This window comes from Nitratireductor sp. GZWM139, from assembly GCF_030068685.1.
Taxonomy (GTDB): domain Bacteria; phylum Pseudomonadota; class Alphaproteobacteria; order Rhizobiales; family Rhizobiaceae; genus Nitratireductor; species Nitratireductor aquimarinus.
Genome location: NZ_JAMQML010000006.1, coordinates 22,605 through 46,696 on the forward strand (window position 1 = coordinate 22,605; position 24,092 = coordinate 46,696).

Consider the following 24,092-nt stretch of genomic DNA (forward strand, 5'->3'; position numbering starts at 1 on the left):
CTGCCAGCGCGGTGTTTCCCCCCGGCGGAGAAATGCTGTAAGCGTCCATCCCTCGCAAGGGGGCCGCATTGGGCCGCAGAGAGGGGCTGATCAAGGGCTGATGTTCAGCACGTTTCGTTTCGTCATCGCGATCCTGGTGATCGCGCTCTACACGCTTCCGCTCATGGTGGTGCAGGAAATCGCGCTGCGCACACCGCTCCTCAGCGACCGCATCGTGCCGCGCCTGTGGCACCGGCTCACCCTGCGCATGCTTGGCGTTCGGGTGCGCATGGAAGGCAGCCCGGCAAAAGACCGGCCGTTGATGATCGTCGCCAACCATGTGTCATGGCTCGACATTCTGGTGCTTGGTTCGCTCGATGGCGTGCACTTCATTGCCAAGTCGGAAATGCGCAAATGGCCGATCCTCGGCACGTTCGCCAGGCAGCAGCGCTCCGTTTTTGTCGAGCGTGAGCGCCGTCGCTCCTCGCCGGAACAGGCGCGCGAGATCGCCGAACGGCTGGCCGATGGCGATCCGATGGTGCTTTTTGCCGAGGGCACGACCGGTGACGGAAACCGGGTGCTGCCCTTCAAGAGCACGCTGTTTGGCGCGGCACAGCTGGCGCTTGCCAGCGACAGGGCCGACAGCGTCACGCTGCAGCCGGTGGCGCTCATCTATGTGAGCAAGGGCGGGCTCCGGCTCGACCGGCGCGAGCGCGCGGCCATTTCGTGGATCGGCGACACCGACCTTCTGCCCAATCTGATCACGCTCTGGCAGTCACGGCCTATCGATATCGCTGTGCGCTATGGCGATCCGATCCCGTTTCTGGCAAAAGGCGACCGCAAGACCGTCACGCGGGAAGCCGAGGCGCAGGTGCGCGCCATGCTTACGGCAGGCTTACGCGGCACCGAAATTTGACGGATTCATCACACAGCGAAGAATCGTCTGTTTTTTGACACGCAAAAACGTTAGGAAACCGGCATGGAAGAGAATATCGCGCCGGAAATTGGCGGCACCGAAAACACTGGCAACGCATCCGAAATGCGCCCCGCCGACAAGAAGGTTTTCGTAAAAACCTACGGCTGCCAGATGAATGTCTACGATTCGCAGCGCATGTCGGATGCGCTGGCGGCGGATGGCTATGCGCCAACGGACCAGATCGAAGAGGCGGACCTCGTTCTCCTCAACACCTGCCATATCCGCGAAAAGGCGGCGGAAAAGGTGTATTCGGAGCTGGGTCGTCTGCGCGTGCTCAAGGAAGAGCGCAGCCAGGCCGGCCGCGAAACGGTGATCGGCGTTGCCGGTTGCGTTGCGCAGGCCGAGGGGCAGGAAATCCTGCGCCGCGCGCCCGCCGTCGATCTGGTGATCGGGCCGCAGACCTATCATCGCCTGCCCAAGGTGGTGAAACGCGCGCTCGGCGGTGAGAAGATCGTCGAGACCGAATATGCCATCGAGGACAAGTTCGAGCATCTGCCGCAGCCGCAGAAGCGCGTGGTGCGCAATCGTGGCGTGACGGCGTTTCTGACCGTGCAGGAAGGCTGCGACAAGTTCTGCACCTTCTGCGTCGTGCCCTATACGCGCGGTTCGGAAGTGTCGCGCCCGGTGGCGCAGATCGTTGCCGAGGCGGAGCGCCTTGCCGAGGGCGGCGTGCGCGAAGTCACGCTGCTTGGCCAGAACGTCAACGCCTGGCATGGCGAGGGCGCGGATGGCCGCGAATGGGGGCTCGGCGAGCTTCTGTTCCGGCTGGCGGAAATCCCCGGTCTTGACCGGCTTCGCTACACGACAAGCCATCCGCGCGACATGGATGATGCGCTGATCGCGGCCCATCGCGATCTGCCCAAGCTGATGCCCTATCTGCATTTGCCGGTTCAGTCGGGCTCCGACCGCATCCTCAAGGCCATGAACCGCAAGCACACGGGCGACGATTACCGCCGCCTGATCGACCGCATTCGTGCGGCGCGTCCCGATATCGCCATGTCGGGCGATTTCATCGTCGGCTTCCCCGGCGAGACGGATCAGGATTTCGAGGACACGATGCAGCTCGTGCGCGACGTGACCTATGCGCAGGCCTTTTCGTTCAAATATTCGCCGCGGCCGGGAACGCCGGGTGCGGATCTTGGCGATCAGGTGCCGGAGGCGGTCAAGGACGAGCGGCTTCAGGCGCTTCAGGCGCTGCTCATCGAGCAGCAGCGCGGTTTTGCCAAAAGCCTGATCGGTCGTGAGATGGACGTGCTTCTGGAGAAGCCCGGCCGTCAGCCCGGTCAGCGCGTCGGGCGTTCGCCATGGCTCCAGCCTGTGATTGTTGATGAAAAGGCCGGCGAAATCGGCGACATTGTTTCCGTTAGAATCACGGAAGCGGGACCGAACAGCCTGTTTGCCGAACCGGTGTTGTAAAGGAGGGGCGCTTGACCGCCAGCACTGAGTTGAAGAACCAGCCCTCCGGGGCGTCGGACATGGCGCACATCGTGCTGACCTTCGATGACAACAAGCTGGCCAGCGCCCTTTACGGGCCTTTCGACGAGAATCTGGCCCAGATCGAGCAGCGGCTTGGCGTCGACATTCGCTCCAAGGGCAATGAGCTCTCGGTGAAGGGAGACAGCGTTGCAACGGCGCAGGCGCGCCGTGCGCTCGACTATCTCTATGATCTTCTCCAGAAGGGCACGGAGCTTGCTCCATCCGACGTGGACGGGGCCGTGCGCCTCGCCATTGCCGCCGATGAGCAGCTGACCCTTCCGACGATGGAGGCAAAGGGAAAGCTCGCCGCAGCGCAGATTTCCACGCGCAAGCGCACCGTGTACGCCCGCTCGGCCAATCAGGACGCCTATATGCGCGCTCTGGAGCGTTCGGAGCTGGTGTTCGGCATCGGGCCGGCCGGCACGGGCAAGACTTTCCTTGCCGTCGCCTATGCCGCCATGCTTCTGGAGCGCGGCGTTGTGGATCGCATCATCCTCTCGCGCCCGGCGGTTGAGGCGGGTGAGCGGCTGGGCTTCCTGCCCGGCGACATGCGCGAGAAGGTCGATCCCTATCTGCGCCCGCTCTATGACGCGCTTTACGACATGATCCCGGCGGAAAAGGTGGAGCGCGCGCTGGCGGCCGACGTGATCGAGATCGCGCCGCTCGCCTTCATGCGCGGCCGCACGCTGGCCAATTCGGTGGTCATCCTCGATGAGGCGCAGAACACCACGCCGATGCAGATGAAAATGTTCCTGACGCGGCTTGGCGAGAATGCGCGCATGATCGTGACCGGCGATCCGAGCCAGATCGACCTGCCGCCCAACACCAAGTCGGGTCTGGTCGAAGCACTCGAGGTTCTGGGCGACGTGCCCGGCATCGTTACGGTTCGCTTCGGAGAGAAGGATGTGGTGCGCCATCCGCTGGTGGCAGCCATTGTCCGGGCCTACGACAAGAAGACGCGGGACTGATCCGCACAAGCCGATGACTGAAGTTTCCCCTGCCGGTGATATGCCGGCAATCGAGATTGAAATCACCGTTGAAGCCGGTGACTGGGCGCCTGAGGCCGCGCTTCAGGCGCTGGCCGAGCGCGCCATCGGGGCTGCGGCCGCGACAATCGCGCTTCAGCCCGACGAGAGTGGCGCGGTGAGCCTGCTGTTTACGGGCGACGCCGAGATCCGCGTTCTCAATCGCGAATGGCGCGGCAAGGACAAGCCGACCAACGTGCTTTCGTTTCCGGCCCCCGACATGATCAATCCGGGACCGGAACTGCCGCCTCTCGGCGACATCATCATCGCCCATGAAACCGTTGCGCGCGAAGCTGCGGAAGAGGCGAAAACGTTCGATCATCACCTCACTCACCTCATCGTTCACGGTTTTTTGCATATCATGGGATATGATCATGAGACCGATGAAGAGGCGGAAGAGATGGAAGATCTGGAACGCAAAGCGTTGCAGACCCTTGCCATTGATGATCCCTATGCCTAACTGAAGGTCTCAATTGAACAAACGGCCATGACAGAAAACACGATGATCGCAACGGGCGACGCGCCTGGAGGCGAGACGAGATCCCCCGAGGAGGGGGAAGAGGGGTCTAGTAGACCTCCCCCGCGAAGCTCCGGAAGCCGCCTGTCCCTCTGGGAGAGAATGATGGCTGCACTTGGCATTCGAAACGGATCTTCGATCCGCGAAGACCTTGCAGACGCGCTCGACGAGCAGACCCACGACACTGCTGCCTTCTCGCCCGGCGAACGTGCGATGCTCAAGAACATCCTGAGGCTGCGCGAACTACGCGTCGAGGATGTGATGGTGCCGCGCGCCGATATCGAAGCCATCGAACTCGGCACCACGCTTGGCGAACTGCTCAACGCGTTTGAGAAGTCCGGACATTCCCGCATGCCGGTCTATGGCGAGACGCTGGATGATCCGCGCGGCATGGTGCACATTCGTGATGTGGTCAGCCACATCACCAAGACCGCGCGTGCGAAGAGAAGCCGCAGCCGAAAAACCCCGGAACCGGTGGCTTTTGACCTCGCAAAGGTGGATCTGGATCGCACGATCGGCGATCTCAGCCTTCTGCGCTCGATCCTGTTCGTCCCGCCGTCCATGCTGGCGTCCGACCTGATGGCGCGCATGCAGGCGTCCCGCACGCAGATGGCGCTCGTCATCGATGAGTATGGCGGCACCGACGGTCTCGTATCGCTGGAAGACATTGTCGAAATGGTTGTCGGCGATATCGAGGACGAGCACGATGACGACGCCCCGCTGATCGAGCAGATCGGCGAGGATGCGTTTGTCGTGGACGCCAAGGCGGAGATCGAGGACGTCGCGGAGGTGATCGGCGACGAGTTCCACGCCGAGGAGCACTCCGAGGACGTGGACACGATTGGCGGTGTGATCTTCAACACGCTGGGCCGCGTGCCCGCGCGTGGCGAAGTCGTGCAGGCCATCCCGGGCTTTGAATTCCAGGTGCTCGATGCCGATCCGCGCCGCGTCAAACGTGTCCGTATTGTACACAATCGGGCGGCTGAGCGGCGTCGGCGTGCCACGCGCGCGCCCGAAAACGGGGTGGATCAGGCCTCCTGACCACCGCGTTTGCTCCCTGAAACAGGCCCTTATGCACACGAAACAGTTTGCCGAAACGGTTTCAAACCTCGGCAATCTGTAGATACTTCAGCTACGTATGATTCGTGTTGCGCGGGTGGTTTGATGGAAAGCGTCGCCGGACGGCTGATTTTGCTTAGCGGATGGCGGCGCTATTTTGTCGCACTTTTGGCCGGCGGGCTGGCTGCATTTGCGCAGCCGCCGTTTGATTTTTTCGCCGCCTGCTTTGTTTCTTTCCCGATTCTTGTCTGGCTTCTCGATGGCGCGGTTGGCGACGGTCGGGGGCTTCTGGCGCGGCTGCTACCGGCATTCAAAATCGGTTGGTGGTTCGGCTTCGGCTATTTTCTGTTCGGGCTCTGGTGGATCGGCAATGCATTGCTGGTCGAAGCAGAGAACTTTGCCTGGCTCTTGCCGTTTGCTGTCGTCGGACTGCCGGCAGTTCTTGCTGTCTTTTACGGATTGGCTGCAGCGCTTGCGCGATCATTCTGGTCGGACGGAATTTTCAGGCTCGTTGCTCTCGCCCTTGCTTTCGGCGTCATCGAATGGATTAGAAGCGTCGTCCTGACGGGCTTTCCGTGGCATGCAATTGGTTATGCCGCCATGCCGACTTTGCTGACGATGCAATCGGCTAAGCTGGTCGGATTAGCCGGGATGAATTTCCTTTCAGTCCTTGTATTTTCCATGCCCGCATTGCTTGGCACGCGACGTCATCTCTTCGTCGGAATGAGTATTGCGATTGGTCTTGTCGCTATACATTTGGTCTATGGATACATAAGTCTTTCTACTTCCAGTGATGCCGAGAAGACCATCGCCGTTCGCATGGTCCAGCCGTCAATAATGCAGACCGAGAAATGGGACGCCGAGGAGCAGGCGCGCATCTTCGATCTGCTGCTTAGCCTGTCCCGTCAGCCTGCAATCGACGGTGCGCCAAAGCCAAGCGTCATCATCTGGCCCGAGACCGCGGTGCCTTTCCTGTTCACCGATCGCCCCGAAGCGCTGGCGGAACTGGGCGACCTTCTGGACGAGGGGCAGATTCTGATCACGGGGGCGGTGCGCTCGGAGCCGGGCGAAACGCTGGCCGCGACGCGTTACTACAATTCAGTGGTGGCGATCGGGCCGGACGGTTCGATCCTCGATGCGGTCGACAAGGTCCATCTGGTGCCGTTCGGCGAATATGTGCCGCTCGCCAACTTGTTGAATAAGCTTGGAATTGAAGAGCTCGTGCAGTCGGCAGGGCCGTTTACCGCCGGCGGATCCAGGCACGCGATCTCGCTCAATTCGGATGTTAATGCTTTACCTTTTGTTTGCTATGAAATCATTTTTCCGTGGCTTGTCGATGGCGCTGCGGAGAAGGCGGATGTCCTTCTGAACGTCACCAATGATGCATGGTTCGGCGTGTCGCCGGGGCCCTATCAGCACTTCCGCCAGGCACGCCTGCGCGCCATCGAAAACGGCGTTCCCCTGGTGCGTTCAGCCAATTCAGGCATCTCGGCCGTGGTGGATTCAACGGGCCGTATAGTCGATGCATTCGACCTCAATGTCGTCGGTGTTATGGACGTCGCGGTCCCCCTCGATAGAAATAATCAATTTAAATTTTTAAAGCCGGGAACCAACTGGCTGTTTATCGCGTTTGGTTTTGGGTTCGTGCTTTTGATGTCAAGTATTGTTCGATGGCTGAGGGCGAATTGACATCGCCCCTTCAAGCTACGCATAGTGGATAAGCCGACTACATCGCAGTTCGATTTTCGCAGGCTTGGGGCTCTGTGAGTCGGGCTGGTACGTCGGTCAATGGCAACCCCGTGCCGGATGGCGAGGGAAGTGATGAACAAAAACAAGAAAAAACCGAATCCGATCGATATTCATGTTGGTGGTCGGATCAGGCTTCGTAGAAACATGCTTGGTATGAGCCAGGAGAAACTTGGCGAGAGTCTGGGCATAACGTTTCAACAAATTCAGAAATACGAGAAGGGCACAAACCGCGTCGGCGCCAGCCGGCTTCAGGCCATTGCTTCGGTCTTAAGCGCGCCGGTGTCGTTTTTCTTTGAGGGCGCACCGGGCGAAGACACAGAGTCCGCGAAGGGCATGGGCGAGGAGAGCGCCGACTTCGTTGTAGACTTCCTCAACAGCAGCGAAGGCGTTCAGCTGAATCGTGCTTTCGTGAAAATTTCGGACCCCAAGGTCCGCCGGCGGGTCATTGACCTCGTCAAGGTTCTGGCCACCGAAAACCAGGATTGAGCCAGGCTCGATCTCATCCATTCAAACAGTTCGATGGATTGATCACGACCCAGGTGCGGGGAGTGGGCGTATGTCCACTTCCCGTTTTGACTCGTGTGACCGCCGTTTTGCTTGACGTTTGAGGCAGAGCTTGGCTAACAGGGGGCGCCTGTTGCCGGCATATTGACCGGCTTCTTCTCAGAGGGGATACCCGTGGCGCGCAAGAACTATCTCTTTACAAGTGAATCCGTTTCCGAAGGCCATCCGGACAAGGTGTGTGATCGCATCTCGGACGAGATCGTCGATCTGGTCTATCGGGAAGCCAAGAAGTGCGGCATGGATCCGTGGAAGGTCCGTGTTGCGTGCGAAACGCTGGCCACGACCAACCGCGTCGTGATCGCCGGTGAGGTTCGCGTCCCCGAGACGCTGCTCAAGCGGGACAAGCAGACCGGCGAGATCGCCACGGATTCCCAGGGCAATCCGCTGATCAACCCGTCGCGCTTCCGTTCGGCTGCGCGCCGCGCAATCCGCGCCATTGGCTATGAGCAGGACGGTTTTCACTGGAAGACCGCGAAGATCGACGTGCTGCTGCACGGCCAGTCTCCCGACATCGGCCAGGGCGTCGACAATGCCGCCGACCGTCAGGGCGAAGAAGGCGCTGGCGACCAGGGCATCATGTTCGGTTACGCCTGCCGCGAGACGCCGGACCTGATGCCGGCGCCGATCTACTATTCGCACAAGATCCTTCAGCTTCTGGCCGATGCCCGCAAGGCGGGTGAAGGCGATGCCGGCAAGCTTGGCCCGGATGCGAAGGCGCAGGTTACCGTCCGTTACGTGGATGGCATGCCCAAGGAAGTGACGGAAATCGTTCTGTCCACCCAGCATCTCGATCCGTCCTGGAACAGCGCCAAGGTGCGTGAAGTCGTCGAGCCTTACATTCATGAGGCGCTTTCTTCCGGCGGCATCGAGATTGCGGCTGACTGCAACTGGTACATCAACCCGACCGGCAAGTTCGTCATTGGCGGCCCGGACGGCGATGCAGGTCTCACCGGCCGCAAGATCATCGTCGACACCTATGGCGGCGCAGCGCCCCATGGCGGCGGCGCATTCTCCGGCAAGGACACCACCAAGGTGGACCGTTCCGCAGCTTACGCCGCGCGTTACCTGGCGAAGAATGTCGTTGCGGCCAATCTTGCCGAGCGTTGCACCATCCAGCTTTCCTACGCCATCGGCGTTGCCCAGCCCCTGTCGGTCTATGTGGACCTGCATGGCACAGGCCGCGTCTCCGAGGAGGAGCTGGAAGTGGCAATCCGTGAGGTGATGGATCTGTCGCCGAGCGGCATTCGCCGTCATCTCGACCTGAACCGCCCGATCTACGCCAAGACCGCAGCCTATGGTCATTTCGGTCGCAAGGCAGGGCGTGACGGTTCGTTCTCCTGGGAGCGCACCGATCTGGTGAAGGCTCTCAAGCAGGCAGTCGCAAAAGCCGCTTAAGGCGGCTTTTGCTGGATTTTTCGGAACGACACATGGCTGAAGAACGGCGCACACGATCAACGGAAGCCTTTTTCGGCCGTCGTCACGGAAAGCGGCTGCGTCCCAGGCAGGACGCAGCCCTTGCCGCCCTTCTGGACGGTGCATTGATCGATCTGGGTGAGGCGGCGCCTGCCGATGTGCGGGCGCTGTTTCCCGGTTCGGTCGAAAATGTGCGGCTGGAGATCGGTTTCGGCGGTGGCGAGCACCTGCTTAGCGAGCTGGCGCGTCATCCGCAGAGCGGTTTCATCGGTGTGGAGCCCTTCGTCAACGGCATGGCCAAGCTGGCCTCGGCGGTCGATGAGGCCGGCGGCGTACCGTCCAATCTGCGGATTTACAATGATGACGCGACGGAGCTTCTGGACTGGCTTCCCGAGGCGTCCATAAGCGGGATCGATCTGCTTTATCCCGACCCGTGGCCGAAGAAGAAGCACTGGAAGCGGCGGTTCGTGAACCCGGTCAATCTGGACCGGTTCGCACGCGTGCTGAAACCCGGTGGCCGGTTCCGGTTTGCGTCCGATATCGACACCTATGTCGACTGGACCTTGCTGCACTGCGATGCGCATCCGGCTTTCACCTGGCCGGCGCAGAGTGCGGATGACTGGCGCGAGCCCTATGAAGGCTGGCCGGGAACGCGTTACGAGGCGAAAGCCATCCGTGAGGGCAGAACGCCTGCCTATCTCACTTTTCTGCGGGTCTAGGCTGGGGCCATTCTCAGGCCCGTGAGCATTGTGCCGTCAGGTGGTGTCGCCTGACCGGCAGCAATTCCAGGAAAAGTGGGAACCGGTTTTCCGTCCGGAATTGCGTAAAGACAATGAGTCAGGGCATTTTCGCGTTTCAACGAAAAGCGGAAATGCTCTAGCACAGGGTAACAGGCCTGAACGGCCGCGTTCTTAACGGTTGCGCGTGGCGTAAAACTGTTCGGGATCAATGCCGAGACGGCGCAAATCGGCATCCGGTGCGCGACGGCGATTGCGGACTGCGGACGATACGGCGACCGCGCTTTCGATAACGCCGAAAAATTCACCGATTCCAGACACGAAGCTGCGTGCGGACATCTCTCTGCTCCTTCAATTGTGCGATGCAGCATAGTTAGGCCGCAGCCGGAGATTTGGGAACCGACGTTACGGCAGGGCTGCCATGCATTTGTGCGGTGCAACAATTGCGCGCCGGGTTGCCAGCAGCGCGCCGGCAAATGCAGCGCGGGCCTTGAAAAGAAGCAGCGTCTCGGCTATATGAAATTCAAATTCTTGGTCGATATGACGGAGAGTGGGTCCCGCCGGTCCCGCTCTTTTTTGTTAGATACGACCGTCCGGAGGTTGGATGACGGCAATTTCAGAAGACAGGAACGACGATGATCGGCTGATCCGCGAAAGCGGAATCGAGGCGCGCGTTGCTGCGATCATCATCCCTGTTCTTGGGGCAATCGGCTATCGTCTGGTGCGCGTCCGCATGACCGCGCAGGACGGTGCGACGCTGCAGATCATGGCCGAGCGGCCCGACGGCACGATGACCGTCGAGGATTGCGAGGAAGTCAGCCGGGCGCTTTCGCCCGTGCTTGATGTGGAAGATCCCATCGATACGGCCTATCAGCTTGAGATCTCTTCGCCGGGCATCGACCGCCCGCTGGTGCGCAAGGAAGATTTCGCTTCGGGTGAAGGGCATCTGGTCAAAATCGAAACCTCGATCCTGCTCGACGGGCGCAAGCGCTTCCGCGGCTTCATCGTCGAGAACGACGAGGAAACCGTGACGATCGAGCCGGAAACGGTCGAGGAAGATGGGGACGAGGATGTCCTCTTTGGTATCCCCTTTGAGGCGATTGCCGAGGCACGGCTTGTCCTGACGGACGATCTGGTGCGCGACGCCCTGAAGCAGGAAAAGGAAGAGCGCCGCGAGCGCAAGCGCAATCGCCGCCCTTCCGCATCGGAAAGGGCCGCGCAGCGGTCCGCCAAACAAGACGCAACTGAGCCGGCCGGGGACGAAGAACCCGGAACCCACGCCGAAGGAGAGTGATATGGCAGTCAGTGCGAACAGGCTGGAGCTTCTCCAGATCGCCGACGCGGTGGCCCGCGAGAAGTCCATCGACAAGCAGATCGTCATCGCCGCCATGGCCGATGCCATCCAGAAGGCCGCGCGGTCGCGCTATGGTCAGGAGACCAATATCCGCGCCGACATCAACCCGCAGACGGGTGAGATGAAGCTGCAGCGCCTGATGGAAGTCGTCGAGAATGTCGAAGAGCCGGCACGCGAGATTTCCATGCGCGATGCCCGCACGCGCAATCCGGACGCACAGCCCGGCGATTTCCTCGCCGAGCAGCTTCCGCCCATGGATTTCGGCCGCATCGCCGCACAGTCCGCCAAGCAGGTGATCGTGCAGAAGGTGCGCGAGGCCGAGCGCGACCGACAGTATGACGAGTACAAGGATCGCATCGGCGAGATCGTCAACGGCACCGTCAAGCGCGTCGAATATGGCAATGTCATCGTCGATCTGGGCCGTGGCGAAGCGATCATCCGTCGCGACGAGCTGATCCCCCGCGAAATCTTCAAATATGGCGACCGCGTCCGCGCCTATGTCTATGACGTGCGGCGCGAGCAGCGCGGCCCGCAGATCTTCCTGTCGCGCACGCATCCGCAGTTCATGGCGAAGCTCTTCACCATGGAAGTGCCGGAAATCTACGACGGCATCATCGAGATCCGTTCGGTGGCCCGCGATCCGGGCTCGCGCGCGAAGATCGCGGTCATCAGCCACGATTCCTCGATCGATCCGGTCGGCGCCTGTGTGGGTATGCGTGGTAGCCGCGTTCAGGCGGTTGTCGGCGAGCTTCAGGGCGAGAAGATCGACATCATTCCGTGGAACGAGAACGCCGCTTCCTTCATCGTCAACGCACTGCAGCCGGCCGAAGTCGCCAAGGTGGTGCTGGATGAGGACGCAGAGCGCATCGAGGTTGTGGTGCCGGACGACCAGCTTTCGCTGGCCATTGGCCGCCGCGGTCAGAACGTGCGCCTGGCGTCGCAGCTCACCGGCTGGGACATCGACATCCTGACCGAGGAAGAAGAGTCGGGCCGCCGCCAGAAGGAATTCACCGAGCGTTCGTCGCTCTTCATGGATGCGCTGAACGTCGACGAGATGGTTGGCCAGGTGCTCGCTTCCGAAGGCTTCAGCAGCGTCGAGGAAGTGGCTTACGTGGACTCCGGCGAGATTGCCTCCATCGATGGCTTCGACGAGGAAACAGCCGAAGAGATCCAGATGCGCGCCCGCGAATATCTCGAGCGCATCGAGGCCGAGTTCGACGCCAAGCGCAAGGAGCTGGGCGTTGAGGACGAGCTGCGGGAGATCCCGGGCATCACCACCGCGATGATGGTTGCCGTCGGCGAAGACGACGTGAAGACCATCGAGGACTTCGCAGGCTACGCCGTCGACGATCTGGTTGGCTGGAAAGAGCGCAAGGACGGCGAGACCAAATTCGAGCCGGGCGTTCTGTCCAAGTTCGACGTTTCGCGCGCCGAGGCCGAGCAGATGGTTGTGGCCGCCCGTCTGAAGATGGGCTGGATTTCCGAGGAAGACCTCGTGACCGAGGCTGAGGAAGAGGCAGAAGCCTCTGCTGAGGTTGAGGCCGAGGCTGTGGAAGGCGCTGAAGAAGCTGCCGTCGAGGGTGCGGAAGCGCCCGAGAAGGCAGAAGGCGCAGAGGCCTGATATGATGGCTGCAGAGCGCGTGACGGTCCCCGTGACACATGCAGCGCGCTCTGCAAACCTGTTTGATCGTGGTCCTGTGGAGCCGCGCTGCCATGCGCGTTAGCAGGATGTTCTGGAGATATCGTGGAAGACATGAACGACCGCAAATGCATTGTCTCGCGCGAGGCGCGACCTGCGGAGGACCTGATCCGGTTCGTCGCGGGCCCGGACGGCATGGTCGTTCCCGATCTGAAGCGCAATCTTCCGGGACGCGGGTGCTGGGTCACTGCTGACCGCGCCCATGTCGACAAGGCAGCGGAGAAGAACCTTTTCGCCCGCGCCTTGAAAACTTCGGTCAGACCGCCAGATAATCTCGGCGCTCTGGTCGATGAATTGCTCTCAAAAGCCGCTCTCGGCTCTCTTGGGCTTGCGCGCAAGGCCGGAGCCGTGGCATTGGGTGCGGCGAAGGTTGAGGCTTCGGTGCGCAGTGGCAAGGCCTATGGCGTGTTGCATGCCCGCGAAGGCTCGCATGACGGGGTTCGCAAGATCACCGCTGCCCGACGCGCGGTGGTTCATATGGGCGGACCAGCGATACCGGCTTACAAACTCTTTTCCGAAGAAGAAATGAGTTTGGCATTGGGAGCCACAAATGTGATACATGCTGCCGTGTTCGGGCGGGACGCGGGCAAGGCGGCGCTGAAACGCGTAAATGCGCTCGGGACTTTTCGAGGCGAAAGCGCGGACAAACCGGCAGCGGTTGCACTGGGCACCGCAGAGGATGTGGAATGACGGATACGAAAACCGGTGACGACAAGACGCTGAGCGTCGAGAAGAAGAAAACACTGACGCTGAAGCGGCCCTCCGTTGAGCAGGGCACCGTGCGCCAGAGCTTCTCGCATGGACGCTCCAAGTCTGTCGTCGTCGAGACGAAGAAGCGAAAGTTCTCGCGGCCTGACGAACGCGGCGAGGCGGCTCCGGCGCCGACACCCGCACCGGCCCCGACTCCGGCGGCGGCAAAGCCGAAGCCGGCTGCGCCCAAGCCTGCGCCACAGCGCCATCGTGAGCGTCCGCGTCCGCCGCAGGGCGGCAACCGTTCCGGTGTGGTTCTGAACGAACTCTCCAAGGAAGAGCTGGAAGCGCGCCGTCGCGCCCTTCAGGATTCCAAGGTTCGTGAGGCCGAGGAGCGCAAGCGCGCTGCCGAGGACGCCAAGCGCCGGGCAGAAGAAGAAGAGCGCCGTGAGCGCGAGCGGGCAGAGTCCGCACGCCGCCAGGCCGAAGAAGAAGAGCGTCTCAAGGCCGAAGCCGAAGCGCGTCGTCGCGCAGAGGAAGAAGCCAGCCGCCGCGCACCGCCGGCTCCCGCCGCAGAGGCGACGCCCGCCCCCGCGCCGAGCGACGATGGCGACGCCCGCTCCAAGAGCAAGGGCACGCCGATCAAACGCGCCGCGCCCAAGGTTGAGGCTCCGCGCACGCCTGCAAAGCCGCGCACCGACGATCAGCGTCGCCGTGGCAAGCTCACGCTCAATCGCGCGCTTTCCGACGATGGCGAGACGCGCGGACGTTCGCTCTCCTCGATGCGTCGCCGCCAGGAGAAGTTCAAGCGCGCCCAGCATCAGGAGCCGCGTGAGAAGATCGCCCGCGAGGTGGTTGTTCCCGAGACGATCACCATCCAGGAACTCGCCCAGCGTATGGCCGAGCGCGCCGTGGACGTGATCAAGTTCTTCATGAAGCAGGGCCAGATGTTGAAGCCCGGCGACGTGATCGACGCGGACACCGCCGAGCTGGTGGCCGAGGAGTTTGGCCACACCGTGAAGCGCGTTGCCGAGTCCGATGTGGAAGAGGGCCTCTTCAACATTGAGGACAAGACCGAGGACCTGAAGTCGCGTCCGCCGGTCGTGACCATCATGGGCCACGTCGACCACGGCAAGACCTCGCTTCTCGACGCGATCCGCAAGGCGAACGTCGTTTCGGGCGAAGCCGGTGGCATCACCCAGCATATCGGCGCATACCAGGTCGAGCAGGACGGTCAGAAGATCACCTTCATCGATACGCCCGGTCACGCCGCCTTTACCGCGATGCGTGCCCGTGGTGCGGAAGCCACCGACATCGCCATCCTCGTGGTGGCGGCTGACGACAGCGTGATGCCGCAGACCATCGAGTCCATCAATCACGCCAAGGCTGCCGGCGTTCCGATCATTGTTGCCATCAACAAGGTCGACAAGCCGGAAGCAGACCCGAACAAGGTCCGCACCGAGCTGCTGCAGCACGAGGTGTTTGTGGAATCCATGGGTGGTGAAGTCCTCGACGTCGAGGTCTCCGCCGTCAAGGGAACCAACCTCGACAAGCTGCTCGAAGCCGTTCTGCTGCAGTCCGAGGTTCTGGAACTCAAGGCCAACCCGGATCGCTCCGCCGAAGGCGTCGTCATCGAAGCCAAGCTCGACCGCGGTCGTGGCTCGGTCGCCACCGTGCTGGTGCAGGCCGGCACGCTCAAGACCGGTGACATCATTGTTGCCGGCAATGAGTGGGGCCGCGTGCGTGCGCTGATCGACGATCATGGCGACCAGGTGAAGGAAGCTCCGCCCTCCATGCCGGTTGAGGTTCTGGGTCTTCAGGGCCCGCCGCAGGCCGGTGACCGCATTGCGGTTGTCGAGAGCGAAGCCCGCGCCCGCGAGATCTCCGAATACCGCCAGCGTCTGGCGCGCGAGAAGTCCGTTGCCCGCCAGGCGGGTCAGCGCGGTTCCCTCGAGCAGATGATGTCGCAGCTGCAGGACACGGGCCTGAAAGAGTTCCCGCTCATCGTCAAGGGCGACGTGCAGGGCTCCATCGAAGCCATTGCCGGCGCGCTCGACAAGCTGGGCACCGACGAGGTTCGCGCACGCATCGTTCACTCGGGTGCCGGCGCGATCACGGAAAGCGACGTGTCGCTGGCCGAGACCTCGGGCGCCGCGATCATCGGCTTCAACGTTCGCGCCAACAAGCAGGCGCGCGACGCAGCCGAGGATGCAGGCATCGAGATCCGCTACTACAACATCATCTACGACCTCGTGGATGACATCAAAGCGGCCATGTCCGGCCTTCTGTCGCCGGAGCGTCGCGAGACCTTCCTCGGCAACGCCGAGATCCTGGAAACCTTCAACGTCACGAAGGTCGGCAAGGTTGCCGGTTGCCGTGTCACCGAAGGCAAGGTCGAGCGTGGCGCCGGCGTGCGTCTCATCCGCGACAGCGTGGTGATCCACGAAGGCAAGCTGAAGACGCTCAAGCGCTTCAAGGACGAGGTTTCCGAAGTGCCTGCCGGTCAGGAATGCGGCATGGCGTTCGAGAACTACGAAGACATTCGCCCCGGCGATGTCATCGAGGCCTATCGCGTCGAGATGGTCACGCGCTCGCTCTAGGTCGTCGTGCGTCCATCCGGACGCACAAAGGACGATCCGGATTGTTGATGGAGCATCGGAACTGCCGAAAACCGGTTTTCACTTTTCGGTCCGATGCTCTGGTGCGCGTACGTTTGGAACGTGGAAGATGGGGCACTTGATGCCCCATCTCTCATTCCGGCGTCTGACGTTCCGCTTTCATAATTTGCCGATATCCGCGATGCGGATACAATAGGGCTTTCCCCGCAAGAAGGTGCTCCATGCCGTCTTCCGCTCCCTCACAACGCCAGCTCCGCGTCGGCGAGCAGGTCCGTCATGCAATCTCGCAGGCGCTGCAGCGCGGCGATGTCAGCGACGATGCGCTCGCCAATACGGTGATTTCGGTTTCCGAGGTGCGCATGTCGCCGGACCTCAAGATCGCCACGGCCTATGTTTCGCCGCTGGGCGCTGCCGACAAGGATGTGGTCGTCGCGGCGCTCAACCGCCATGCGCGCTACATTCGCGGCCGTATCACGCCGGCCCTGCGGCAGATGAAATACATGCCGGAGCTGCGGTTCCGGGTGGATGACAGTTTCGAGAATTTCAACAAGATCGATCGCCTTCTGAAGTCGCCGGAAGTGGCCCGCGACCTGGGGGACGACGACGGCAATGAGGATGATCTTTGATGGCGCGACGCGGTAAGCGAAAGGGACGTCGTATCAATGGCTGGCTGATCCTGGACAAGACAGCCAATATGGGGTCCACCAACGCCGTTTCGAAGATCAAGTGGTTGTTCAATGCGGAGAAAGCGGGCCATGCAGGCACGCTCGATCCGCTGGCTTCCGGCATGCTGCCCATCGCGCTTGGCGATGCGACCAAGACCGTTCCCTTCGTCATGGACGGCGCGAAGGTCTATCGCTTCAAGGTTGCCTGGGGCGAGGAGCGCTCCACCGACGATCTTGAGGGTCCGGTCACCCAGACATCCGACGAGCGCCCGACCGAAGAGGCCGTGCGCGCGCTTCTGCCGAACTACACCGGCATCATCATGCAGACGCCGCCTCAGTATTCCGCAGTGAAGATCGGCGGCGAGCGTGCTTACGATCTTGCCCGCGAAGGCGAGACGGTGGAAATCGCCGCGCGCGAAATCGAGATCGGCCGGCTGGACCTGGTTTCGTTCACGCCGGATGAGGCGGTTTTCGAGGTCGAATGCGGCAAGGGCACCTATGTGCGCAGCCTCGCACGCGACATGGGGCGCGATCTGGGTTGCTACGGCCACATCGCCGAACTGCGCCGTACCGAGGTCTATCCGTTCGTGGACGAACAGCTCGTCACGCTGGAAGCTCTTGAGGAAGCGCTGGAAGACTGCGACCGCGAGGCTGGCGACTTTGCAGCGCTCGACGCCTATCTTCTCGACATTGCAACGGCGCTCGAAGGGCTGCCGGAAGTTGCCGTCACGGATGACGCCGCAGCGCGTCTCAGGCTCGGCAATCCGGTGATCGTGCGCGGACGCGATGCGCCGGTGGAAGCGCCCGAAGCCTGGGCAAGCGCCCGCGGACGCCTTGTGGCGCTTGGCGCCGTCGAGGCCGGCATGTTCAAGCCGAAGCGCGTTTTCGCCGCCTGAAGCTGTCGGGGCCCGACCACTCCGATCTCAATCCGGCAACAGAACGATTTCTGCAATTCGCCGCGCAACCCTTGGCCGTTTCGTGCATTGTGTACACAAACAAGGCTAGGGTCGGGCGAATTGCATGCAGTCAACGGATAGCGCGTCTCGGGGAACACTGTCTGAGCGCATAGGGGCGTTTGTCTCAGGTCCCAAACCAATCAGCTTCTTTCTGTTCCTCCTGATCGCGGTCACCATCATCCCCGCGATCGGGGTTTCGGTCGTTCTGCTTCAACGCAACAATGAAGCACAGCGCGAAGTGGTGACGACACTGGCCGAAGCCATGGCCGGTTCCATCGCCGAGGCGGTGGACCGCGAATTGAGCGGCATGAACACCACGCTGCGCGTCCTCTCCACCACGCCGTCGCTGACCGAGGGCGACATGGAGGACTTTTACTACCGCGCCAAGCTTGCCCTGGCGGGCAGTGGCTCCAACCTGCGCGTGCTGGACGAAAACTTCAAACCGCTCCTCAACACGAATGTGCCGTTTGGCGAGGCTTTGCAGCCCTTTGACGATCCCATGGTCGCCGAGGCGGCACTGAAGGGCAAGGCCACGGTCACCTCGGGCGTTCTGTTCGGCAAGCTCGCCGGCAAGTGGAGCTTCAAGGTGGTCAAGCCGTTCTTTCCCGATTCCGGACCACCGCGCACGCTCGTGATGACGCGCTATGCGGATACGCTGACGGACGTGCTGTCCCAGCAGATGCTGCGTGGCGGCTGGAACGCCTCGGTGGTGGACAAGAACAACACCGTTGTCGCTTCGTCCTTCATGTCTTCGGAGGTCGGGAAGCCGTTCTTCCTGGATCTGGAGGGCGATGGCATCTACCGCGAGGCGGAGCCAGCGGAGGGCCGGGAGGGCGGCACCTATATCACGATCATCGATGAATCGGGCTTCAGCGGCTGGAAATCCGTGGTCTGGGCCTCCACCACGACGATCGAGGAGCCCATGCGCTATTCGCTGCGCATGCTTCTGGCTGGCGGTCTTCTGGTCATCGCCATCGGCGCATTCGCGGCATGGCTTCTCGGTCGGCAGATCGCCGGGCCGGTGCGCCGGCTTGCACGTGATGCGCGACGGCTGGGGGCGGGCGAACCGGTCCACGCCATCGAATATCCGATTGCCGAGGTCGCAACCGTGTCCTCTGCACTTGCCGAAGCCGCGCTTGACCGAGAGCAGGCGGAAAACGAGATCCGTCTTCTCATGCGCGAGGTGGCGCATCGCTCGAAGAACCAGCTCACCGTGGTTTCGTCCATGGCCAAGCAGACGGCGCGCAGTTCGCGCACCTTCGCCGGTTTCCAGGATGCGTTCCAGAAGCGCCTGTACGGTCTGGCGCGCTCCACCGATCTTCTCATCGCCGGCGGTGCGGCCGGCGTGGAACTCCATGAACTTCTGTCGGTGCAGGTCGATCCGTTCCGCCCCGACAGCCCTGATCGCCTGACGATGAACGGTCCGAAATTCCGTCTCGCAAACCAGCCGGCCCAGACTATTGGTCTTGCCGTGCACGAACTGGCGACCAACGCCGCCAAGTATGGTGCGTTTTCGAACAATGACGGGCGTCTCGACATCACCTGGAAAATCAGGGACGACATGCTGGTCATCAACTGGCGTGAACATGTGGCGCGGGCGCGCCGGCGCACAAACCGTCGCGGTTTCGGCACGGAGATCATCGATCGCATGGTGGGCGGTACGCTGGACGCGGAGATTTCACGTGTCTTCCACCGTGACGGGCTGGAATGCGTGTTCAAGATTCCGGTCGACAGGCTCGAGCCGGATCTCACCAAAGCGGCGCGCGGCGAGGAGCCCCAGGGCTGAGCGGCGGCGCAACGGACAATGTTTGGGCTGGTAATCGCATGCGATTTCGCCTATATGCCAGCCATCATTGCGCCTTGAGTGCGCATTGTTGAATGGCCCCGGCTGGACGACATCCCGGCTGAGGGCGACCCTTTTCCCTAAATTCTAGAAAGGAAGCCGATGTCGATTACTGCAGAGCGCAAACAGGATTTGCTGAAAGAATTTGCCACCGTTCAGGGCGACACGGGTTCTCCGGAAGTCCAGGTCGCTATTCTGACCGAGCGGATCAAGAACCTCACCGAGCACTTCAAGGACCACAAGAAGGACAACCACTCCCGTCGTGGCCTCCTGAAGCTCGTCTCCCAGCGTCGCCGTCTTCTGGACTATCTGAAGAAGAAGGACGAAGGCCGCTACAAGACGCTGATCGAGAAGCTCGGACTGCGGCGCTAAGCTGATTTGGCCGGCGGATACCAAGGGGTGTCCGCCGGTCTCATTTGGGCATGCGAAAGATTTGCATGTCTCACGGCTCCGGCCAGGCATGATTGCGACGGCGGCTTTGCCGCCATCTCATGCCTGCAAGACCGGATAGCCGAGGCCCTAATGGACAGGTCATGGGGCAGGATTGCAGGATGCTTGCGGCGCAAAGCCGGCCAAACCCAAGCCTCCCGTTGTCTTGCCCGTGGCTCGTCCGACAACGAAGCAGAGCCGGAGAGACGCGCAGCCAGGCGTTGGCGCACCCTCCGGCGCAAAAGGACAAGATATGTTCAAGCACCACAAAGTTGAGATCGAATGGGGCGGCCGTCCGCTCATTCTTGAGACCGGCCAGATTGCCCGTCAGGCAGACGGCGCAGTGCTCGCCACCTATGGCGAGACCGTTGTTCTCGCAACCGTCGTTTCCGCGAAAGAGCCGAAGCCGGGCTTCGACTTCTTCCCGCTGACCGTCAACTACCAGGAAAAGACCTTTGCCGCCGGCAAGATCCCGGGTGGCTACTTCAAGCGCGAAGGCCGTCCGAGCGAGAAGGAGACGCTGGTCTCCCGCCTGATCGACCGTCCGATCCGCCCGCTCTTCGTTGATGGCTACAAGAACGACACGCAGGTCATCGCCACCGTGCTGCAGCACGATCTGGAGAATGATCCGGACATCGTCGCCATGGTTGCCGTTTCCGCAGCGCTCACGCTCTCCGGTGTTCCCTTCATGGGCCCGATCGGCGCAGCGCGCGTTGGCTACATCGGTGGTGAGTACGTCCTCAACCCGCATGTCGACGAGATGGAAGAGACCAAGCTCGACCTCGTCGTCGCCGGTACGGGCGATGCCGTTCTGATGGTGGAATCGGAAGCTCAGCAGCTCCCCGAGGACGTCATGCTCGGCGCCGTCATGTTCGGCCACAAGAACTTCCAGCCGGTCATCGACGCGGTCATCAAGCTCGCCGAAGTTGCCGCCAAGGAACCCCGCGACTTCACGCCGCCGGATCTCTCCGAGCTCGAAGGCGAGATGCTCAAGATCGTCGAAAGCGATCTGCGCGAAGCCTACAAGATCACCGACAAGCAGAAGCGCTACGACGCCGTTGACGCCGCCAAGGCGAAGGTGAAAGAGACGCTCCTGCCGGAAGGCGAGGAAGAGACCAAGTGGTCGGCCGAGCAGGTCAACACGGTCTTCAAGAGCCTGCAGGGCAAGATCGTTCGCTGGAACATCCTCGACACCGGCGGCCGCATCGACGGACGCGACCTGAAGACGGTTCGCCCGATCGCAGCCCAGGCAGGTCTTCTGCCGCGCACGCACGGTTCCGCGCTCTTCACCCGTGGTGAGACGCAGGCCCTCGTGGTTGCAACGCTGGGCACCGGCGAAGACGAGCAGTTCATCGACTCGCTCACCGGCACCTACAAGGAGGCTTTCCTCCTGCACTACAACTTCCCGCCCTACTCCGTGGGCGAGACGGGCCGCATGGGTTCGCCCGGCCGTCGTGAGATCGGTCATGGCAAGCTCGCATGGCGCGCCATCCACCCGATGCTGCCGGAAGCGGACCAGTTCCCCTACACGCTGCGCGTCGTTTCCGAGGTCACCGAGTCCAACGGTTCGTCCTCCATGGCAACCGTCTGCGGCACCTCGCTGGCCCTCATGGACGCCGGCGTGCCGCTGGCAAAGCCGGTTGCCGGCATTGCCATGGGCCTGATCAAGGAAGACGAGCGCTTCGCCGTTCTCTCCGACATCCTGGGTGACGAAGATCACCTCGGCGACATGGACTTCAAGGTCGCCGGCACGGATGAGGGCATCACCTCGCTCCAGATGGACATCAAGATCGATGGCATCACCGAGGAGATCATGCAGATCGCCCTCGACCAGGCCAAGGACGGCCGTCTGCACATTCTCGGCGAGATGGCCAAGGCCCTTTCCGAGAGCCGTGGTGAGCTGGGTGAGTTCGCTCCGCGCATCGAGGTCATGCAGATCCCGACCGACAAGATCCGCGACGTGATCGGTTCCGGCGGCAAGGTGATCCGCGAGATCGTCGAGAAGACCGGCGCCAAGATCAACATCGAGGACGACGGCACCGTGAAGATCGCTTCTTCCAACGCCAAGGAAATCGAGGCAGCGAAGAAGTGGATCCACTCCATCACGGCAGAGCCGGAAGTGGGCGAGATCTACGAAGGCACGGTCGTCAAGACCGCCGACTTCGGCGCATTCGTGAACTTCTTCGGTCCGCGCGACGGTCTGGTGCACATCTCGCAGCTCGCGCAGGAGCGCGTTGGCAAGACCACCGATGTCGTCAAGGAAGGCGACAAGGTGTTCGTGAAGCTGATGGGCTTCGATGAGCGCGGCAAGGTTCGCCTCTCCATGAAGGTCGTCGACCAGGAGACGGGCAAGGAAATCGTCCGCGAGAAGAAGAAGGAAGAGGCCGAGGACGCCGAGGGCTGATCCCGCTTCCCTTCTGAACCAACATGCGGGCGCGGCCATTCAGGTCGCGCCCGTTTTCATATCCGGAACCGCATCCATGACCGACACACCGCTTCCCACCCTTCTGTTTCCATTCGAGCGCGGGCTGATCGATCCGCCGGGCGAGGGGGAGCGTGTGCTTTTTCTGGGCGCACCGGGCGGCCTGCTGCTGCCATCCGACTTCTCGGGAAGTCTCACGGCCATTCAGGGCTATCGGCCCGACTATCTGGCGCTCAGCCAGGCTGGTGTGACCGTGGAGCCGGAGCCGGTGGGCGAGGGCTATGACATGGCGCTTGTCCTGCTTGGCAGGCACCGGCGTGAGAACGAACAGCGCCTTGCCGAGGCTTTGAACCGGACGCGCGCCGGCGCGCTCATCATTGCGGCCTGCGCTAAGAAAGACGGCGGCGGCAGCGTGCGCAAGCGCATGGCGTCGCTGGTGGAGCTTGAGGATCATGCCTCCAAGCATCATGGTGTCGTGTTCTGGCTGCGCCGGCCTGAGCGGCTGGAGCCTGCGCTGATGGCCGAGCTGAGCGCCGGCGACAGCGAGGCGGACGGTTTCACCACCGCAGCCGGCGGCTTTTCCGATGACGGCATTGATCCGGGCTCGGCGCTTCTCGTTGAATGCCTGCCGGACAATCTGTCAGGCGCGATAGCCGATTTCGCGGCTGGCTGGGGCTATCTTTCCGTTGCCGCGGCCGAGCGCGCACCGGAGGTGAAGAGTATCGATCTCTATGAGGCGCATCACGCGTCGCTGGAGGCGGCGCGGCGCAACATGGCCGCAAGGGCGCCGCAGATGCCGGCGCGCTTCTTCTGGCAGGACCTTCTGGGAGAGCCGGTGAACGAGCGCTATGACGTGATCCTGATGAACCCGCCCTTCCATCGCAGCCGGGCTGCGGAGCCCGATATGGGCCATGCGATGATCGCGGCGGCGGCAAAGGCGCTCAAGCCGCGCGGGCGGCTGTTCCTCGTCGCCAACAGGCAGCTCCCCTATGAAGAGAGCCTCCAAAAGCATTTCGCGGCACAGGGTGAGCTGCGCCGCGATACGGTGTTCAAGGTTTTGTGGGCCCGCAAGTAGCGGGCCGATCTGATCCGGTTCAGTCGTCGCCTGTGGCGGCGCTGATCCGCTTCAGCTCTTCCATGGTAGGCATGGAAACGGTGTTGTAGCCGGAATCCACATAGTGGATTTCGCCGGTCACGCCGGACGACAGGTCGGACAGGAGGTAAAGCGCCGATCCGCCGATCTCGTCGATCACCACAGTGCGCCGCAGCGGCGCATTGCGCTGCTGGTAGGAGAACATGTAGCGGGCGTCGGAGATGCCGGCGCCAGCCAGGGTGCGCACCGGGCCTGCCGAGATCGCGTTGACGCGGATGTTGCGCGGGCCGTAGTCGCTCGCCAGATAGCGCACGCTTGCCTCAAGACCGGCCTTGGCCACGCCCATCACGTTGTAATTGGGCATGACGCGGGTGGAGCCCGCATAGGTCAGCGTCAGCATCTGCCCGCCATTGTCCATCATTTCAGCCGCCTTGCGGGCAACTTCCGTGAAGGAGTAGCAGGAGATCACCATGGTGCGCACGAAGTTCTCGCGCGTGGTGTTGGCGTAGAGGCCCTTCAGCTCGTTGCGGTCGGAGAAACCGATCGCGTGAACGATGAAGTCGAGAGAACCCCACTCTTCCTTCAGACCGTCGAAGACGGAATTGATGGAAGCGCTGTCTTCCACGTCGCACGGGAAGAGCAGCTTGGAGTTCACTTTCTCGGCCAGCGGCTTCACACGGCGGCCAAAAGCGTCGCCCTGATAGGTGAAGGCAAGCTCCGCGCCCTGTTCGGCAAGCTTCTTGGCAATGCCCCAGGCAATCGAATGGTCGTTGGCGACCCCCATAATGAGGCCGCGCTTACCCTTCATCAAACCGTCCATGGACCTTA

General features: G+C 62.0%; 21 protein-coding genes. 19 read left to right on the top strand and 2 right to left on the bottom strand.

Annotated features, from left to right (window positions below; all coding sequences use genetic code 11):
• Positions 1-100: 100 nt before the first annotated feature.
• The 9 genes from olsA to trmB all read left to right on the top strand — a co-directional run bounded on the left by olsA (position 101) and on the right by trmB (position 9,477).
• Positions 101-895 (top strand): lyso-ornithine lipid O-acyltransferase, encoded by a 795-nt coding sequence (gene olsA, locus NDI72_RS08785; RefSeq protein ID WP_206548785.1) that lies wholly within the window; start codon positions 101-103, stop codon positions 893-895.
• A 123-nt stretch (positions 896-1,018) separates the two neighbouring features.
• The gene (miaB, locus tag NDI72_RS08790; protein WP_283800388.1) at positions 1,019-2,371 is read left to right on the top strand and encodes a tRNA (N6-isopentenyl adenosine(37)-C2)-methylthiotransferase MiaB; all 1,353 of its coding nucleotides are present in this window, start codon (positions 1,019-1,021) and stop codon (positions 2,369-2,371) included.
• Positions 2,372-2,430: 59 nt separating this feature from the next.
• Complete coding sequence (locus NDI72_RS08795; RefSeq protein WP_113153816.1) at positions 2,431-3,399, top strand: PhoH family protein; 969 nt, start codon at positions 2,431-2,433, stop codon at positions 3,397-3,399.
• 13 nt (positions 3,400-3,412) lie between these two features.
• Positions 3,413-3,916 carry an rRNA maturation RNase YbeY gene (gene ybeY, locus NDI72_RS08800; RefSeq protein WP_283800256.1) on the top strand — a complete coding sequence of 168 codons (504 nt, stop codon included), beginning with the start codon at positions 3,413-3,415 and terminating at the stop codon, positions 3,914-3,916.
• 162 nt (positions 3,917-4,078) lie between these two features.
• The gene (locus NDI72_RS08805) at positions 4,079-5,014 is read left to right on the top strand and encodes a hemolysin family protein (RefSeq protein WP_206544776.1); all 936 of its coding nucleotides are present in this window, start codon (positions 4,079-4,081) and stop codon (positions 5,012-5,014) included.
• A gap of 123 nt (positions 5,015-5,137) precedes the next feature.
• Positions 5,138-6,721 carry an apolipoprotein N-acyltransferase gene (lnt, locus tag NDI72_RS08810; RefSeq protein WP_283800257.1) on the top strand — a complete coding sequence of 528 codons (1,584 nt, stop codon included), beginning with the start codon at positions 5,138-5,140 and terminating at the stop codon, positions 6,719-6,721.
• A gap of 132 nt (positions 6,722-6,853) precedes the next feature.
• On the top strand, positions 6,854-7,267 hold the full coding sequence (locus NDI72_RS08815) for a helix-turn-helix domain-containing protein (protein ID WP_113156121.1): 414 nt from the start codon (positions 6,854-6,856) through the stop codon (positions 7,265-7,267).
• Positions 7,268-7,459: 192 nt separating this feature from the next.
• Positions 7,460-8,740 carry a methionine adenosyltransferase gene (gene metK, locus NDI72_RS08820; RefSeq protein ID WP_206544362.1) on the top strand — a complete coding sequence of 427 codons (1,281 nt, stop codon included), beginning with the start codon at positions 7,460-7,462 and terminating at the stop codon, positions 8,738-8,740.
• A 32-nt stretch (positions 8,741-8,772) separates the two neighbouring features.
• Positions 8,773-9,477, top strand: coding sequence for a tRNA (guanine(46)-N(7))-methyltransferase TrmB (trmB, locus tag NDI72_RS08825; protein WP_283800258.1), 705 nt, complete (start codon positions 8,773-8,775; stop codon positions 9,475-9,477).
• A 192-nt stretch (positions 9,478-9,669) separates the two neighbouring features.
• On the opposite strand, the gene NDI72_RS08830 is transcribed toward trmB, so the two are convergent.
• Positions 9,670-9,834, bottom strand: coding sequence for a hypothetical protein (locus NDI72_RS08830; protein WP_204360859.1), 165 nt, complete (start codon positions 9,832-9,834; stop codon positions 9,670-9,672).
• 265 nt (positions 9,835-10,099) lie between these two features.
• On the opposite strand from NDI72_RS08830, the gene rimP reads away from it, so the two are divergent.
• The 10 genes from rimP (at position 10,100) to NDI72_RS08880 (ending at position 23,246) form a co-directional block, all read left to right on the top strand.
• Positions 10,100-10,789 (top strand): ribosome maturation factor RimP, encoded by a 690-nt coding sequence (gene rimP, locus NDI72_RS08835; RefSeq protein ID WP_206548780.1) that lies wholly within the window; start codon positions 10,100-10,102, stop codon positions 10,787-10,789.
• A 1-nt stretch (position 10,790) separates the two neighbouring features.
• Complete coding sequence (nusA, locus tag NDI72_RS08840) at positions 10,791-12,470, top strand: transcription termination factor NusA (RefSeq protein ID WP_113153821.1); 1,680 nt, start codon at positions 10,791-10,793, stop codon at positions 12,468-12,470.
• Positions 12,471-12,602: 132 nt separating this feature from the next.
• On the top strand, positions 12,603-13,238 hold the full coding sequence (locus tag NDI72_RS08845; RefSeq protein WP_113153822.1) for an RNA-binding protein: 636 nt from the start codon (positions 12,603-12,605) through the stop codon (positions 13,236-13,238).
• Positions 13,235-15,838, top strand: a complete 2,604-nt coding sequence (infB, locus tag NDI72_RS08850) for a translation initiation factor IF-2 (RefSeq protein WP_113153823.1) — start codon at positions 13,235-13,237, stop codon at positions 15,836-15,838. Before NDI72_RS08845 ends, infB begins: the two co-directional genes overlap by 4 nt.
• A 239-nt stretch (positions 15,839-16,077) precedes the next feature.
• The gene (gene rbfA, locus NDI72_RS08855; protein ID WP_113153824.1) at positions 16,078-16,482 is read left to right on the top strand and encodes a 30S ribosome-binding factor RbfA; all 405 of its coding nucleotides are present in this window, start codon (positions 16,078-16,080) and stop codon (positions 16,480-16,482) included.
• The gene (truB, locus tag NDI72_RS08860; protein ID WP_113153825.1) at positions 16,482-17,417 is read left to right on the top strand and encodes a tRNA pseudouridine(55) synthase TruB; all 936 of its coding nucleotides are present in this window, start codon (positions 16,482-16,484) and stop codon (positions 17,415-17,417) included. The genes rbfA and truB overlap by 1 nt, the downstream gene beginning before the upstream one ends.
• 124 nt (positions 17,418-17,541) lie before the next feature.
• Positions 17,542-19,263 carry a sensor histidine kinase gene (locus tag NDI72_RS08865; protein WP_206544364.1) on the top strand — a complete coding sequence of 574 codons (1,722 nt, stop codon included), beginning with the start codon at positions 17,542-17,544 and terminating at the stop codon, positions 19,261-19,263.
• 159 nt (positions 19,264-19,422) lie between these two features.
• The gene (gene rpsO, locus NDI72_RS08870; protein ID WP_113153827.1) at positions 19,423-19,692 is read left to right on the top strand and encodes a 30S ribosomal protein S15; all 270 of its coding nucleotides are present in this window, start codon (positions 19,423-19,425) and stop codon (positions 19,690-19,692) included.
• Between the two features lie 310 nt (positions 19,693-20,002).
• A complete protein-coding gene (gene pnp / locus NDI72_RS08875; RefSeq protein WP_113153828.1) occupies positions 20,003-22,153 on the top strand; it encodes a polyribonucleotide nucleotidyltransferase in 2,151 nt (716 codons plus the stop codon).
• Between the two features lie 76 nt (positions 22,154-22,229).
• Positions 22,230-23,246, top strand: a complete 1,017-nt coding sequence (locus NDI72_RS08880) for a class I SAM-dependent methyltransferase (protein WP_283800259.1) — start codon at positions 22,230-22,232, stop codon at positions 23,244-23,246.
• A gap of 19 nt (positions 23,247-23,265) precedes the next feature.
• On the opposite strand, the gene fabI is transcribed toward NDI72_RS08880, so the two are convergent.
• The gene (gene fabI / locus NDI72_RS08885) at positions 23,266-24,084 is read right to left on the bottom strand and encodes an enoyl-ACP reductase FabI (protein ID WP_113153830.1); all 819 of its coding nucleotides are present in this window, start codon (positions 24,082-24,084) and stop codon (positions 23,266-23,268) included.
• Between the last annotated feature and the right edge of the window lie 8 nt (positions 24,085-24,092).

Coding starts and splice junctions, on each gene's coding strand:
- olsA (WP_206548785.1), top strand. CDS start 101: ATGTTCAGCACGTTTCGTTTCGTCATCGCGATCCTGGTGATCGCGCTC.
- miaB (WP_283800388.1), top strand. CDS start 1,019: ATGCGCCCCGCCGACAAGAAGGTTTTCGTAAAAACCTACGGCTGCCAG.
- NDI72_RS08795 (WP_113153816.1), top strand. CDS start 2,431: ATGGCGCACATCGTGCTGACCTTCGATGACAACAAGCTGGCCAGCGCC.
- ybeY (WP_283800256.1), top strand. CDS start 3,413: ATGACTGAAGTTTCCCCTGCCGGTGATATGCCGGCAATCGAGATTGAA.
- NDI72_RS08805 (WP_206544776.1), top strand. CDS start 4,079: ATGGCTGCACTTGGCATTCGAAACGGATCTTCGATCCGCGAAGACCTT.
- lnt (WP_283800257.1), top strand. CDS start 5,138: ATGGAAAGCGTCGCCGGACGGCTGATTTTGCTTAGCGGATGGCGGCGC.
- NDI72_RS08815 (WP_113156121.1), top strand. CDS start 6,854: ATGAACAAAAACAAGAAAAAACCGAATCCGATCGATATTCATGTTGGT.
- trmB (WP_283800258.1), top strand. CDS start 8,773: ATGGCTGAAGAACGGCGCACACGATCAACGGAAGCCTTTTTCGGCCGT.
- NDI72_RS08830 (WP_204360859.1), bottom strand. CDS start 9,834: ATGTCCGCACGCAGCTTCGTGTCTGGAATCGGTGAATTTTTCGGCGTT.
- rimP (WP_206548780.1), top strand. CDS start 10,100: ATGACGGCAATTTCAGAAGACAGGAACGACGATGATCGGCTGATCCGC.
- nusA (WP_113153821.1), top strand. CDS start 10,791: ATGGCAGTCAGTGCGAACAGGCTGGAGCTTCTCCAGATCGCCGACGCG.
- NDI72_RS08845 (WP_113153822.1), top strand. CDS start 12,603: ATGAACGACCGCAAATGCATTGTCTCGCGCGAGGCGCGACCTGCGGAG.
- infB (WP_113153823.1), top strand. CDS start 13,235: ATGACGGATACGAAAACCGGTGACGACAAGACGCTGAGCGTCGAGAAG.
- rbfA (WP_113153824.1), top strand. CDS start 16,078: ATGCCGTCTTCCGCTCCCTCACAACGCCAGCTCCGCGTCGGCGAGCAG.
- truB (WP_113153825.1), top strand. CDS start 16,482: ATGGCGCGACGCGGTAAGCGAAAGGGACGTCGTATCAATGGCTGGCTG.
- NDI72_RS08865 (WP_206544364.1), top strand. CDS start 17,542: ATGCAGTCAACGGATAGCGCGTCTCGGGGAACACTGTCTGAGCGCATA.
- rpsO (WP_113153827.1), top strand. CDS start 19,423: ATGTCGATTACTGCAGAGCGCAAACAGGATTTGCTGAAAGAATTTGCC.
- pnp (WP_113153828.1), top strand. CDS start 20,003: ATGTTCAAGCACCACAAAGTTGAGATCGAATGGGGCGGCCGTCCGCTC.
- NDI72_RS08880 (WP_283800259.1), top strand. CDS start 22,230: ATGACCGACACACCGCTTCCCACCCTTCTGTTTCCATTCGAGCGCGGG.
- fabI (WP_113153830.1), bottom strand. CDS start 24,084: ATGGACGGTTTGATGAAGGGTAAGCGCGGCCTCATTATGGGGGTCGCC.